This is a genomic window from Idiomarina baltica OS145 (assembly GCF_000152885.1).
Lineage (GTDB): Bacteria > Pseudomonadota > Gammaproteobacteria > Enterobacterales > Alteromonadaceae > Idiomarina > Idiomarina baltica.
Genome location: NZ_CH672403.1, coordinates 124,510 through 138,242, shown reverse-complemented (window position 1 = coordinate 138,242; position 13,733 = coordinate 124,510). Strand labels below are relative to the sequence as shown.

Here is a 13,733-nt window from a genome sequence, read left to right as displayed (position 1 = left end):
TCAAAAACTACTCAGCGAAAAGGGAGAGAATTTTATGGAATTTATGGGATAAAGGAAAGGCTAAAAAGTATGCAAATTTGGTCTTTTTTTAATTTTTTACTATTGACAAAAGTCGCGCAGAGTCACTCTGCGCGGTATCCTGCCAACATGATCCATTCATCTTGTTGAGTTGGTGTTTCAAATTTGATTTCCGGCGCATAAGCATCCATGACTGATTGCGCTTGGCGTGCGAGTATGCCTGATAGCACGAGACGCCCACCTGGTTTCACGAACTCTTTGATAACATGAGCTAATTCACGCAACGGACCAGCAAGTACATTAGCTAATACAATATCAGCTTGAAGGTTTGGGTGCTGTTCAGGCAAGTAGACGTCAAATTTATCGGCGACATGATTGCGCTCAGCATTTTCTTGTGTCGATATAAGTGCTTGCTTATCGATATCAATGCCTAGCGCATGAGCAGAACCCAGTTTAAGCGCGGCAATACCCAAGATTCCAGAACCGCAACCAAAGTCCACTATCTGCTCGTTACCTTTTACATGAGCATCAAGCCATTCGAGACACATCGCCGTCGTCGGGTGAGTCCCTGTACCAAATGCCATGCCGGGATCAAGCAATATATTGACGGCATCGGGCTCTGGAATATCGCGCCAACTTGGGCAGATCCATAGCCGTCTACCAAACTGAATGGGATGAAAGTTATCCATCCATTCGAGTTCCCAGTCTTTGTCTTCAAGTCCATCGAGTTTGTACTGCAGTGGTTTGGGTAGAACTTTAGCTTTCTCTAAGTTAGCTACGACAGGCTTCATATCGATATCGGCATCGAATAAGCCAGTCACTAAGGTATGTTGCCATAGTAAGACCTCGCCCAGTGGCGGCTCGAAAATTGGCGTGTCAGCACCATCGCGATAAGTCACCGCTTGTGCACCGTTGGCCATGAGCATGTCACCCACTTGGGGGGCATGCTCTTCTGAACTTGATAATGTCAGTTGAATCCAGGGCACTGTTTAGTGACCCCCAAGGCCAAGTTTCTTCTCAAGGTAGTGAATATTGGTACCACCGTGTTGGAAGTTTTCGTCAGCCATGATCGACTTTTGCAATGGAATATTGGTTTTAATGTTTTCGATAATCAGCTCGTTCAACGCATTACGCATACGAGCGATAGCGATGTCACGGTTTTCACCGTATGTTATTAGTTTGCCGATCATCGAATCATAGTTAGGAGGCACTTTATATTCTGCATATACGTGTGAATCCCAACGCACACCAAACCCACCCGGTGAGTGGAAGCGAGTAATTTGGCCCGGCGAAGGCACAAAGGTCTCAGGGTCCTCCGCATTGATACGGCACTCAACTGCGTGACCTCGAATCACCACATCTTCCTGATTGAAAGATAGTTGACGACCCGCGGCAATACGCAGTTGTTCTTTGATCAAATCGATACCTGTGACCATTTCGGTAACGGGGTGCTCCACCTGAATCCGTGTGTTCATTTCGATGAAGTAAAACTCACCGTTTTCGTACAAGAACTCGAAGGTACCAGCGCCGCGGTAGCCGATTTCGATACACGCTTTGGCACAACGCTCGCCGATGAACTTACGCATTTCTGGCGTAATACCTGGGGCAGGCGCTTCTTCGACTACTTTTTGGTGGCGACGCTGCATGGAGCAATCGCGCTCACCTAAGTGGACCGCATTACCTTGGCCATCGGCCAATACCTGCACCTCAACGTGACGCGGGTTTTCAAGGAATTTCTCCATGTAGACAACTGGGTTGCCAAAGGCCGCGCGCGCCTCGTTTTGAGTCATGCGAATAGCACTGAGTAGTTCACTCTCTTGACGGACAACACGCATACCACGACCGCCACCACCGCCAGCTGCTTTGATGATGATTGGATAACCGATGCGTTTTGCTAATTTAATGTTGCGCTCATCGTCGTCGTCCAACGGGCCGTCTGAACCCGGTACACAAGGTACTCCCGCCTTTTTCATGGCTTTAATGGCTGATACTTTATCGCCCATTAAGCGAATCACGTCTGCCGTAGGACCTACGAAAACAAAACCTGATTTTTCCACCTGCTCAGCAAAATCAGCATTTTCAGCAAGAAAGCCGTAGCCTGGGTGAATAGCGGCGGCGTCGGTAATTTCAGCGGCACTGATAATTCTCGGAATATCGAGATAACTCTCAGCTGCGGGCGCTTTACCGATACATATCGCTTCATCCGCTAATAAGACGTGCTTTAAGTTACGGTCGACCGTTGAATGAACAGCGACCGTTTTGATGCCTAGCTCTTTACACGCGCGCAGAATGCGAAGTGCAATCTCACCGCGGTTTGCTATGACCACTTTATCTAACATGATGCGTTCCCGGTTTAATCTTATTCAATGACGAACAGAGGTTGGTCAAATTCAACGGGTTCTTCGTTTTCGACCAAGATTTGCTTAATAACGCCACTCTTATCGGCTTCGATTTGGTTCATCATTTTCATCGCTTCAACGATACACAGCGTGTCACCTGCATTAACACGTGAGCCGACAGTCACGAATGGACTTGCGTCTGGTGAGGGTGCTTCATAGAAGGTGCCTACCATTGGTGAGCGAACGATATGTCCTGAGATTTCCTCTGACTCAGCCGGCGCGCTGTCAGAACTTTGCGGTGCTGCCGGTGCAGGAGCTGCTTGTTGAGGCGCGGCACTGTATTGGATAGGTGCTTGCGCTGGTTGCGGGCTGTAGCGGTTAATGCGAACAGACTCTTCGCCTTCTGTAATTTCTAATTCCGAAATGCCCGATTCTTCAACTAACTCAATGAGCTTCTTAATCTTGCGGATATCCATGGTGCTGTTTAACCTCTAATTTATTTTTCTAGAGTTGAATCGATGAGCCGATTAGCCGCAGCTAACGCCAGCTCGTAACCGTAAATCCCGAAGCCGCTAATGACACCCTCGGCTATATCTGCCAAATATGAGTGATGTCGAAACGCTTCGCGACGATAAATATTGGAGATGTGTACTTCGTAAAAAGGTATTCCCACGCCAAGCAATGCATCTCTTAGCGCTACGCTGGTATGCGCGAATGCGCCCGGATTAATGATGATCATCTGGGATTTGTTAGCCGCTGCGTGTACCCATTCGATCAGTTCATATTCGCGATTGCTTTGCTTGCACTCGAGCGTTACATCGAGCGTATTCGCTTGTGTTTGAAGTAACTGTTCAACATCTTTAAGCGTTTCATGTCCGTATATATTGGGCTCACGGCTTCCTAATAAGTTCAAGTTAGGGCCGTTTAAAACCAAAATATGCTTTTTTTGTCGAGAAGTGTTTTGCATATTGCCGCCAAAAGTTACGAACATGTTAAAAGTCAAAGATTAATGACGGTTCAGTACAATTTAACCGCCATTTTGACAAAACTTTCTGCATTATAGTTGAGTTATGCTAGTTTGCAGTAAAATACTGGTCTTATCAGCGATTTTCGCCGCAAACTCTAGTTTGCAGTGTCTTTCATCTTTTGTAAATGTTCATTGAACGCATCTTCATCCAAAAAGCCGGTTACACGCCACTGCTTGAGCTCCTCGCCATTTGGGGAGAAGAATAAAAGCGTTGGTAATCCCAGTACTTGATAGTCGCTGAGTAGTTGCTTGTGTTCCGCGGTATTTGCCGTGACGTCTATTTGCAATTTTTTGAATTCGCTGAGTGCACTCTGTACTGAACGGCGTGAAAAGGTATATTGCTCAAACTCCTTGCACGCAACGCACCAATCTGCATAAAGATCGACCATCACCCACTGCTGAGATTGGCGTGCGTTATTCAGCTGTTGCTCAAGCGCTGCTCGCGTTTCAACCTGAGTGAAAAAACCGTGAGTTTGTTTAACAGAGTAATACTTATCGACTTGCCAATAGCCACCAGCGACGGCTGTCGCCGTTACCAGTAGGTAGAGTAAAGCGCGGCTTAACGAATGCTTCAAATCGTTAATATGTCGTCCCATATACACCGCTAAACCGACAAAGTAAGTAAGCCATAAAAAGAAGCTTACTGTGTCGTTAAACAGGCGCTCTAATAAGAAAACCACAGCAGCTAATAGCAACCAGCCGAGCAAGTGCTTGATGATATTCATCCAAGCGCCGGCTTTCGGTAGTAACCTTCCACCGGATGCGGCGAAAACGATTAGTGGTAAGCCCATGCCTAAACTCAGGGCGTACAATAGTATAGCGCCAGAGAGCCATTCGCCAGTTTGTGCAACGAACAGCAATGCCCCACTCAATGGCGCGGTCGTGCAGGGTGAAGCGACTAACCCGGAAATCACGCCGATGGAAAATACACCGGCAATTCGACCGCCGCTTTGGTTTCTACTGATTTGGTCTAGTCGTGATTGCCAACCCGACGGTAGTTGTAGGTTGATAATATCCAACATGCTCATGGCAAAAATCGCGAAGGCAATTGCTAAGGTGGCAATGATGGCTGGGTGTTGGAAATAAGCCTGAAATTGCATCCCCATTGAAGCAACGATAAGTCCTAGCAACGAATAGGTGATAGCCATTCCCTGCACATAAATGAAGGCAAGAAAGACGAGGTTTTTAAGTGTTTTTGGTTTGTCTCCAACAACTGTCGCGGAGATGATTGGATACATTGGGAATACGCACGGAGTAAAGGCGAGTCCGATACCTAATAGAAAAAATAAACCTAAGGTGGCGAGGTCGACCTGTTCAACCTGGTTGTTTTCCGTAGGATTAGATGCCGCCTTAATGGGCTCATTGGTATCACTTTGAACACCAATAGTGCGTGTTTCGGGCGGATAGCATAAGCCGGCGTCGGCGCAACCCTGGTAGTGAAAGGTCACCTCGTTGACACCTGCATTGAGTGAGTAAGTCAGTTCGACATAGTTTCGGTAAACCTGACTCTCACCAAAGAACTCATCGACGTGTGATTCCGCAGGAGGGTACTCGATAGGTCGATTAAGAGCCGATGCAGGTGTGAGTTTAAACGCGTGCTGATACAAGTAATAGCCAGGCTGGATCTCAATGCCAACAGTGAGTGGCTTTTCACTAAGTACCTGAACATTAAAGGCTTGATCGACCGTTAAAAACTCCGGCTGCTGGTCAAAGATATTACTACTTTGGGCGACGGCATTGGCCGTGAGTAGGTTCCAACTGATTAGCGCAAATAGGAAAGTCGAACATATTTTTTTCATGGTTTGGTTTGTACCTCAACCCAGTCCAAGTATGACTCAAGTCCATCAACGATTTCTGTAACGATAAACTCGGGTGAATCATAGTTGTGCTGTTCGCTGATAAACTGCTTAAGGTTTGCGACCTGCCAATGATGGGTTTTAATCACCAACCAGTATTCGCTGTCGCACTGAACTTTATCCTCCCAGCGATAGTAAGAACTCACCTTGGGCACGATTTTTACGCAGGCGGCTAGACGTCGCTCAATCATTGTTTTGGCTAGTCTATCAGCAACTTCGCCATCGTCGGTAGTGGTGTAAACCATGCGGATGGGGGTAGTCATGTTCACCTCGAATATGATGAAAAAAATTTTCTTGCAAACCTTGATAACAGAAAATCATACCCCATTTAAAGGTCACGACTAAATTTAAACGCCCACTCAGTGGGTTTTATCAACAACAATAGGTTAAGGAGTTATCGAGAAATGAAACTTCGTCCTTTACACGACCGAGTCATTATCAAGCGTATCGAAGTCGAGGCTAAATCGGCAGGCGGTATCGTTCTAACTGGCTCAGCAGCAGAAAAATCAACGCGTGGTGAAGTCGTTGCCGTTGGCAACGGACGCATCTTAGAGAGCGGTGAAGTACGTCCACTTGACGTGAAAGTGGGTGACAAAGTGCTTTTCAATGAAGGGTACGGCGTTAAGACTGAAAAAATTGACGGCGAAGAATACCTGATCATGAGCGAAAGCGACATCTTGGCTATCCAAGAGTAAGCCGAATCTAAACAGTCTCTAAGAGTACAGTTAAGAGGAATCAAAAAATGGCAGCAAAAGAAGTAAAATTTGGCAATAACGCGCGTCAAAGAATGTTGAAAGGTGTAAACACCCTTGCAGACGCGGTTAAAGTGACCTTAGGTCCTAAAGGCCGTAACGTTGTTCTAGATAAATCATTCGGCGCACCAACCATCACTAAAGATGGTGTTTCTGTAGCGAAAGAAATCGAGCTTGAAGACAAGTTCGAAAACATGGGCGCGCAGATGGTTAAAGAGGTTGCCTCTAAAGCTAACGACGAAGCAGGCGACGGTACAACCACTGCAACGGTTTTAGCACAAGCTATCGTAAACGAAGGCGTGAAAGCAGTTGCAGCGGGTATGAACCCAATGGATCTGAAGCGCGGTATCGATAAAGCAGTTACTGCCGCTGTCGAAGAACTGAAGAAGATCTCTCAACCTTGTGCTGACAGCAAAGCCATTGCACAAGTAGGTACTATCTCAGCTAACTCTGATAGCACCATTGGAGAAATCATTGCTAAGGCGATGGATAAAGTCGGTCAGGAAGGCGTTATTACCGTTGAAGAAGGTCAAGCGCTGCAAGACGAGCTTGATGTTGTCGAAGGTATGCAGTTCGACCGTGGTTACTTGTCTCCTTACTTCATCAATAACCAAGAAAGCGGCTCTGTTGAACTCGACAACCCATTCATCTTGTTGGTTGATAAGAAAGTATCGAACATTCGTGAATTACTGCCTGTACTTGAAGGCGTATCGAAAGCAGGTAAGCCATTGCTTATTATCGCTGAGGACGTTGAAGGCGAAGCGTTGGCGACCTTGGTTGTTAACAACATGCGCGGCATTGTAAAAGTTGCGGCTGTTAAGGCACCTGGTTTCGGCGATCGTCGTAAAGCTATGCTTCAAGACATCGCGGTATTGACCGGTGGTACCGTCGTTTCTGAAGAAATCGGCATGGAGCTTGAAAAAACTCAGCTCGAAGACTTGGGTACTGCTAAACGTGTTGTTATTACTAAAGACAACACCACTGTTGTTGATGGTAATGGTGATGACGCTGCGATTGAAGGTCGTGTCACGCAAATCAAACAACAGATGGAAGAAACTTCATCTGATTACGACCGTGAGAAACTACAAGAGCGTCTTGCGAAACTCGCTGGCGGTGTTGCGGTAATTAAAGTTGGCGCAGCAACTGAAGTTGAGATGAAAGAGAAGAAAGCTCGAGTGGAAGACGCGTTGCACGCAACTCGTGCTGCGGTTGAAGAAGGTGTTGTACCGGGTGGTGGCGTTGCCTTGGTTCGCGCTGCAAGCAAGCTAGCGGAATTAACCGGCGACAATGAAGAGCAAAACGTAGGTATTCGCATGATGCTACGTGCGATGGAAGCACCACTGCGTCAAATCGCATATAACGCAGGTGCTGAAGCGTCTGTTGTTGCAAACCGCGTACGTGAAGGTGAAGGTAACTTCGGCTACAACGCAGGTAATGACACCTACGGTGACATGCTAGAGATGGGTATCCTTGACCCAACTAAAGTTACTCGCTCTGCACTGCAATTTGCTGCATCGGTTGGTTCATTGATGATCACGACCGAAGCAATGGTTGCCGAAATCCCTAAAGACGATGAGTCTGCGGGTGGTATGGGCGACATGGGTGGCATGGGCGGTATGGGCGGCATGATGTAATCTGTCGTTCACCCCATGAACACTTAATAAAGAGCCCTTCGGGGCTCTTTTTTTGTTTGTTTATGTAATCAGGGAATCTTTTGGTTATATTGTAGTCAAATCTTGTGAGTCAATTACCTATGGAGGTGATTATGAAAAGGATATGGGTTACATCGTTGATTCCGTTATCACTTATTGCAACGTCTGTGTTTGCGGGCGAGGCTAAAGTAACGTTCAAGGATGTTGAGAAGTACACCGACTTTTCGCCGGCTACAGGCATTGAGTCGCGTTTCCAAGAGAAGACAAAAGAAGATTTCACTGAGAAGTTTAATGAATTAGCGAGTTTATTGCCAGAAAAGCAAACGCTTGAGGTAACGGTTACGGATGTGGATTTAACCGGTCGGATCGAGCCGACCTTTGGTCAAAGCGCAACATCTTATATTCGTGTTGTACGACCTATTGATTTTCCGCGTATTAACTTGACTTACAAGCTAACTGACGCGCAAGGGCAGGTTATTAAAGAGAACTCTGTTGTTGTAAAAGATATGGGTTTTGATATGGATAGTATGGCCTCGATTAAACGTAATCGAGATATTAACTACTATGAACATAAGATGCTCGAAGAGTGGTTCAGAGAAACCTTCTCCGAGCAAATTAAGGCTAACCAGCCTGGCGGATCTGCTTAAGGCGTGCCAACGTCTCTGTTAGTAGCTGGAGTTGTTCGACAATGGTTTTCAACAACGCTTCATTGTCACGCTCCAGTTGCCAGGCTTCTACATTTTTTGTCACTTCTTGGAGATAAGGCTGAAAGCGATTGCCTTTGGTTTCGAAAGCTGTTTGTTCAACAAAGATACTGTCAAATTTAGCTTTGCCCTGTTCTCTTAAATCATCTAAATACTGGTCCGCGTCGACAACTTGTCGATAGAGTACGCGCAGGTGTTCTTGTAACTGTTTGTCAACGCGATCAATTGCTTCACTCATCTTTGGTTTTCCTCATTCGCTTGGCATGATGGGTGTTTTACTGTCTCGGTTAGGAATTTCGCGAACGAGCTTGGGGACTAAAAACCCAGGCAGTCTGGCGTTAATTTGTTGCCAAAGTTCACGTGCGCGCGCGTCGCTAATTGCAAAATGCGCAGCTCCTTGAACCGGGTCGAGTTGGTGTAGGTAATAGGGTAACACAGACGCATCGAAAAGCCTTTCGCTGAGTTGTGAGAGTGAGTCTGCGTCGTCATTGATTGCTTTTAATAAGACGCTTTGATTCAGTAATGTGACACCACGTTGTCGCCATGTTGCTAGGTGCTGTTTAAGCGAACTTCCGATCTCATTAGCGTGGTTGGCGTGTATCACCAATATCACTTGCTCGAAGCGCTGGGTTAAATGCGTCGCAAGACGTTCGGTTAAACGTTGTGGCAATACCACCGGCAGGCGAGAGTGAATGCGCAACCGTTTTATTTGTTTTAGTTCGGCCAATTTATCGGCGAGTTCGATGAGGTATCCATCATTGGCAAACAGCGGGTCGCCGCCACTTAAAATGACTTCGTTCACTTCTTGATTCTGACGAACGTACTCGACACACTCGTCAAACTGTTTACGCGGTAATACATCATCCGCATAGGGATAATGGCGACGAAAGCAATAGCGACAGTTTATAGCGCACGCCCCCTGAACCAGAAGTAGTACACGCGATGCATACTTATGAAGTAGACCTTGGGGAACTGCATGCTCACGTTTGTCGGTCACTTCATTAAGTGGGTCAGTGCTGTACCCTGGCGTTACTGTGAATTCATCAGCGAGGGGTAGCACTTGTCGCAGGAGAGGGTCCTGTGGGTTTCCAGCTTCCATCAACTCGACAAAGGGCCGCGGCACACGGAACGAAAACAACTTTTTTGCTTCGAGGTGCTCGTTGAATGCATTGGGATCGAGCCCTAATGTTGTAAGCAGCTGGCGCGGATCTTTATAGCTTTTAGCCAACTCGAGCTGCCATTCATCGCGCGTTGATACTTCAAGAGTTTGCACTGCACGACTCCCTATTTAACAATTAATGTCATTATTTTACCTGAAAAACCGCTTGGATTGGTTTATTATTGCGGCAATCAAGTTGTATTGAGAAACAAGGATACAAAATTTATGGCGAATTACAGCACCAACGAATTCAAAGGTGGCTTAAAGATCATGCAAGACGGTGAGCCATGCTCCATCGTTGAAAACGAGATGGTTAAGCCGGGTAAAGGTCAGGCATTTAACCGTGTTAAAATCCGTAAACTCATCAGTGGCAAAGTCGTTGAGAAAACGTTTAAATCAGGCGAGTCTGTGGAAGGCGCCGATGTAATTGAACTGGAGTTGGCATACCTTTATAACGACGGTGAGTTCTGGCACTTCATGAACAATGAAACCTTTGAGCAAGTTGCCGCGGATGCAAAAGCCGTCGGTGAAGCTGAAAAGTGGTTAGTTGAGCAAGACGTATGTACGCTTACTCTGTGGGAAGGTAACCCGATTAACGTACAACCACCTAATTTCGTTGAGCTGGAGATTACTGAAACCGATCCAGGGCTAAAAGGTGATACTGCCGGTACAGGTGGTAAACCTGCAACACTAAGCACCGGCGCAGTAGTGCGTGTCCCGTTGTTCGTGCAAATTGGTGAAGTTATTAAAGTGGATACTCGCTCAGGCGAATATGTTTCACGCGTGCAGAAGTAAATACTATGTCTGACTGGCGTTCAAAAGCCACGTTAAACGTATTAAAGAAACGAGCGGAGTTGTTGCGGCAACTTCGTTCGTTTTTTTTCGAGCGCGATGTGTTAGAAGTCGATACCCCACTATTGTGCCAACACGGTGTCACCGATCGGCATATTGAAAACCTCAGTACGCGCGATAGTCAGCACAACTTACGTTATCTTCAAACCTCCCCGGAATATGCGATGAAGCGTTTGCTAGCGCAATATGGGCATAGTCTCTATCAGTTAAGCCATGTGGTACGCGATGATCCGGTTGGCCGTCACCATAACCCTGAGTTTATGATGCTGGAGTGGTATCGAGTGGGTTTTGACGATGACCAACTGATAGCTGAGATTGGTGAGTTGTTAATGACAGTTGCTGACGCTCCGCCCTTAGTAAAATTGACGTATCAAGATGCTTTTCTGCAACACATGCAGTGTGACCCTCTAACACCGGCTGGAATAAAGGCAATTCATCAGCGTTTGAAAGATGATGAGCGAACGAAAGATTGGATGGCAAGTGAGTCGGATGTGGATACAATTTTGCAGGTCGCTTTCAATCTTTACGTAGAGCCACAATTATCGTTATCGCAACCAACGGCTATTACTCACTTTCCTGCAAGTCAGGCAGCCTTAGCCCAAATTGATAGTAAAAATCCTAGCGTAGCGCGACGTTTCGAAATTTATTGGGAGGGGATTGAACTTGCCAATGGTTATTACGAACTGAGCGATTCAGTAGAGCAGTCATTGCGTTTCAACAAAGATATTGCAGCACGTGAGCGTGCTCAATTGCCCTACCGCGCGGCGGATTGTTTTTTAATAGCGGCGCTAGAACACGGGCTACCTCCATGCGCAGGTGTCGCAATGGGATTTGATCGTTTGCTGATGATTAAGACAAAGGAAACTTCAATTGAGCGCGTGATTCCGTTTTCATACACCTCAGCTTAACGATTAAATTGTGATCGCTCTTGCGACCAATGTACGTATGTTATAATATAACAGGCTCATTGAGGTAAGGGGGGCAAATGACTCATTCAAAACAACAAAAGCTGGATCGAGCGGGTATATGGATCACCACGGTCTGTGCTATCCATTGTTTGCTGTTACCTCTAATTCTCCCATTACTTGCATTGGTAGGTTTCTCGTTTTTAGGCGAGGATTTACTCGAAAACACAATTTTAGGTATCAGCGTTATTGTGGGTCTAACTGCGCTCATTGGCGGCGCTAAACAGCATGGGAAGTGGTCTCTATTAATCCCGCTGCTCGCAGGTGCATTAATATATTCGCAACGAGACATTCTTGGTCCGTGGGGAGAACCGGTTATTATTGCCGTTGGCGCTGGACTGATCATTTACGCGCACATCAGTAACTTACGTCGCTCACGTAAAATAATGGCTTCAGCAAATGCCCCACTCGCTGAAGCCAAAAATGTTTAGCCAGTTTTTCGTTCTAACAAGACACCGGCTTCGATATGGTGTGTATAAGGAAATTGGTCGAATAAGGCCGCTTTTGTAACGGTAAACTTATCACTCAGGTCGTTTATATTCTGTATGAGTGTGTCTGGGTTACAGGATATGTAGAGTATCCTTTGATACTGACTGACTACATTAAGTGTAAGAGCATCAAGGCCTGCGCGAGGCGGATCGACAAGTACGGTTCCAAAATCATAGCTCGTCAGGTCGATATTCTGTAATCTTCGCTTTTCTACGTCACCTTTGAGTGCTTCACTGAACTCTTCTGACGACATGCGCACGAACTCAACATTATTGATTCCGTTCATTTCTGTCGCCACTTGAGCAGAAGCCACCGACCGTTTACTGATCTCCGTAGCCAGCACGTGTTCGAATTGTGTTGAGAGTGGCAGAGTGAAGTTACCGTTACCGCAATATAGCTCGAGCAAGTCATGTTTCGGTGTTCCCACACTATTTATTGCCCAAGTTATCATTTGCTTGTTGATCTCGGCATTCGGTTGGGTGAATGCATTTTCAGTTTGTACGGTTTTCCAATGACGGTTACCAATATTCAAGCACTCGACTACTTCATCGGTTCCGATGACATGCTTTTGCTTTCTTGCACGACCGATGAGTCCAAGCTTGTCAGTTATTGGAGATAGTGTTTCATGCATTTGCTTTGCGGACTCTTCCCATTCCGCATCTAATTGTTTGTGGTATAAGCAGGAGATAACTGCTTCATTGGTTGTAGTCGTAAGAAAATCTACCTGAAACAGCTTATTTCTCAAGATTGGCTTATCAATGACATAGTCTCTGACCGCTTTCATCAGGGTATTAATAAGCCCAGAGCCTGGAACAAACTCATCCATTCTGATTTTCTCCCGCGTTTCGGGATTAAACATTATGTAGTATAAGTCGTTTTGCTCATGCCAAACTCGAAACTCAGCACGCATACGGTAGTGAGTGCGTGGCGACTCGTGTAGTTCAAGTTCTCCTTTATAGTAAGGAGACAACAATTGCTGTAAGTGTTTTGCCTTCTCGGCAAATTGCAGCGGGTATTCGGACGGATCGATTGTTTTGTAGGTCATGATTAATAGGCGTTGCTTTAAGTTAGTAGCTTTTAGTTTATCATTTTTGTCGGCTTAGTGCCGATTTGGTGACTTATTAAACGAATTTGGGCTTAATTGTGTTGTGTTTATTTACATTTGACGGGAATCTGTACAAACGAATAAAAACATTGAAAATAGCCCTTGACCCACGGAGATAAATGTCTAAAATACGCTCCACGTTTGAGGCAGACAACGAAGTCGCCGAAAACATAAGTTTTCTAAAAAATCTTTTTCAAAAAAGTGTTGACAGAAAACTGACGGTGTGTAGAATACGCACCTCTCGCAGCAAGGCTGCTGAGAAACGCTCTTTAACAATATATCAAGCCAAGCAAACTGTGTGGGCACTTGCAAAAGTAAGCAACAAAAAATATTGCAACTTTTGAATGAGTGTCTAGCTACTGAGGTAGCAAGCACACGTAATTCATTGAGTTGATTGAACTTTTTAATTGAAGAGTTTGATCATGGCTCAGATTGAACGCTGGCGGCAGGCCTAACACATGCAAGTCGAGCGGTAACAGAGAGAAGCTTGCTTCTTTGCTGACGAGCGGCGGACGGGTGAGTAATACTTGGGAACTTGCCTCTAGGCGGGGGACAACCACTGGAAACGGTGGCTAATACCGCATAATGTCTACGGACCAAAGTGGGGGACCTTCGGGCCTCACACCTAGAGATGGGCCCAAGCGGGATTAGCTAGTTGGTGAGGTAAAGGCTCACCAAGGCGACGATCCCTAGCTGTTCTGAGAGGATGATCAGCCACACTGGGACTGAGACACGGCCCAGACTCCTATGGAGGCAGCAGTGGGGAATATTGCACAATGGCGCAAGCCTGATGCAGCCATGCCGCGTGTGTGAAG

The 13,733-nt window shown here is 46.2% G+C and carries 16 protein-coding genes; 7 read left to right on the top strand and 9 right to left on the bottom strand.

The genetic code is table 11. From position 1 onward, the window contains the following. Positions 1-122: 122 nt before the first annotated feature. The 6 genes from prmA to cutA all read right to left on the bottom strand — a co-directional run bounded on the left by prmA (position 123) and on the right by cutA (position 5,503). Entirely contained in the window at positions 123-1,004 is an 882-nt protein-coding gene (prmA, locus tag OS145_RS02070; RefSeq protein WP_006954352.1) for a 50S ribosomal protein L11 methyltransferase, read from the bottom strand. 3 nt (positions 1,005-1,007) lie between these two features. Next, on the bottom strand, positions 1,008-2,357 hold the full coding sequence (gene accC, locus OS145_RS02065) for an acetyl-CoA carboxylase biotin carboxylase subunit (protein WP_006954350.1): 1,350 nt from the start codon (positions 2,355-2,357) through the stop codon (positions 1,008-1,010). A gap of 20 nt (positions 2,358-2,377) precedes the next feature. Next, positions 2,378-2,833, bottom strand: coding sequence for an acetyl-CoA carboxylase biotin carboxyl carrier protein (accB, locus tag OS145_RS02060; RefSeq protein ID WP_006954347.1), 456 nt, complete (start codon positions 2,831-2,833; stop codon positions 2,378-2,380). A gap of 20 nt (positions 2,834-2,853) precedes the next feature. Continuing rightward, on the bottom strand, positions 2,854-3,324 hold the full coding sequence (gene aroQ, locus OS145_RS02055; protein WP_040487587.1) for a type II 3-dehydroquinate dehydratase: 471 nt from the start codon (positions 3,322-3,324) through the stop codon (positions 2,854-2,856). Between the two features lie 155 nt (positions 3,325-3,479). Next, positions 3,480-5,183 carry a protein-disulfide reductase DsbD gene (locus OS145_RS02050; RefSeq protein WP_006954342.1) on the bottom strand — a complete coding sequence of 568 codons (1,704 nt, stop codon included), beginning with the start codon at positions 5,181-5,183 and terminating at the stop codon, positions 3,480-3,482. Next, a complete protein-coding gene (gene cutA, locus OS145_RS02045; protein WP_040487585.1) occupies positions 5,180-5,503 on the bottom strand; it encodes a divalent-cation tolerance protein CutA in 324 nt (107 codons plus the stop codon). Before cutA ends, OS145_RS02050 begins: the two co-directional genes overlap by 4 nt. A 141-nt stretch (positions 5,504-5,644) precedes the next feature. On the opposite strand from cutA, the gene OS145_RS02040 reads away from it, so the two are divergent. The 3 genes from OS145_RS02040 (at position 5,645) to OS145_RS02030 (ending at position 8,291) form a co-directional block, all read left to right on the top strand. After that, positions 5,645-5,935 (top strand): co-chaperone GroES, encoded by a 291-nt coding sequence (locus OS145_RS02040; RefSeq protein WP_006954340.1) that lies wholly within the window; start codon positions 5,645-5,647, stop codon positions 5,933-5,935. Positions 5,936-5,982: 47 nt separating this feature from the next. Next, on the top strand, positions 5,983-7,626 hold the full coding sequence (gene groL / locus OS145_RS02035) for a chaperonin GroEL (RefSeq protein ID WP_006954339.1): 1,644 nt from the start codon (positions 5,983-5,985) through the stop codon (positions 7,624-7,626). A gap of 131 nt (positions 7,627-7,757) precedes the next feature. Then, positions 7,758-8,291, top strand: a complete 534-nt coding sequence (locus tag OS145_RS02030; protein WP_006954338.1) for a DUF3016 domain-containing protein — start codon at positions 7,758-7,760, stop codon at positions 8,289-8,291. Here OS145_RS02030 and OS145_RS02025 read toward each other — a convergent pair. Together OS145_RS02025 and epmB are read right to left on the bottom strand one after the other, a co-directional pair. After that, positions 8,266-8,586, bottom strand: a complete 321-nt coding sequence (locus OS145_RS02025; protein WP_006954337.1) for a hypothetical protein — start codon at positions 8,584-8,586, stop codon at positions 8,266-8,268. The genes OS145_RS02030 and OS145_RS02025 overlap by 26 nt on opposite strands. Positions 8,587-8,598: 12 nt before the next feature. Then, positions 8,599-9,621 (bottom strand): EF-P beta-lysylation protein EpmB, encoded by a 1,023-nt coding sequence (gene epmB / locus OS145_RS02020; protein ID WP_006954336.1) that lies wholly within the window; start codon positions 9,619-9,621, stop codon positions 8,599-8,601. Between the two features lie 111 nt (positions 9,622-9,732). Between epmB and efp the strand changes: the two genes are divergently transcribed. The 3 genes from efp (at position 9,733) to OS145_RS02005 (ending at position 11,755) form a co-directional block, all read left to right on the top strand. Beyond that, positions 9,733-10,302 carry an elongation factor P gene (gene efp / locus OS145_RS02015; protein WP_006954335.1) on the top strand — a complete coding sequence of 190 codons (570 nt, stop codon included), beginning with the start codon at positions 9,733-9,735 and terminating at the stop codon, positions 10,300-10,302. Between the two features lie 5 nt (positions 10,303-10,307). Beyond that, a complete protein-coding gene (epmA, locus tag OS145_RS02010; protein WP_006954334.1) occupies positions 10,308-11,267 on the top strand; it encodes an EF-P lysine aminoacylase EpmA in 960 nt (319 codons plus the stop codon). Positions 11,268-11,344: 77 nt separating this feature from the next. Beyond that, positions 11,345-11,755, top strand: coding sequence for a MerC domain-containing protein (locus OS145_RS02005; protein ID WP_006954333.1), 411 nt, complete (start codon positions 11,345-11,347; stop codon positions 11,753-11,755). Here the strand turns inward: OS145_RS02005 and trmA are convergent. Further along, on the bottom strand, positions 11,752-12,858 hold the full coding sequence (gene trmA, locus OS145_RS02000) for a tRNA (uridine(54)-C5)-methyltransferase TrmA (RefSeq protein WP_006954332.1): 1,107 nt from the start codon (positions 12,856-12,858) through the stop codon (positions 11,752-11,754). The genes OS145_RS02005 and trmA overlap by 4 nt on opposite strands. Positions 12,859-13,037: 179 nt before the next feature. On the opposite strand from trmA, the gene OS145_RS01995 reads away from it, so the two are divergent. Further along, positions 13,038-13,262 (top strand): hypothetical protein, encoded by a 225-nt coding sequence (locus OS145_RS01995; protein ID WP_006954331.1) that lies wholly within the window; start codon positions 13,038-13,040, stop codon positions 13,260-13,262. Positions 13,263-13,733 lie beyond the last annotated feature (471 nt).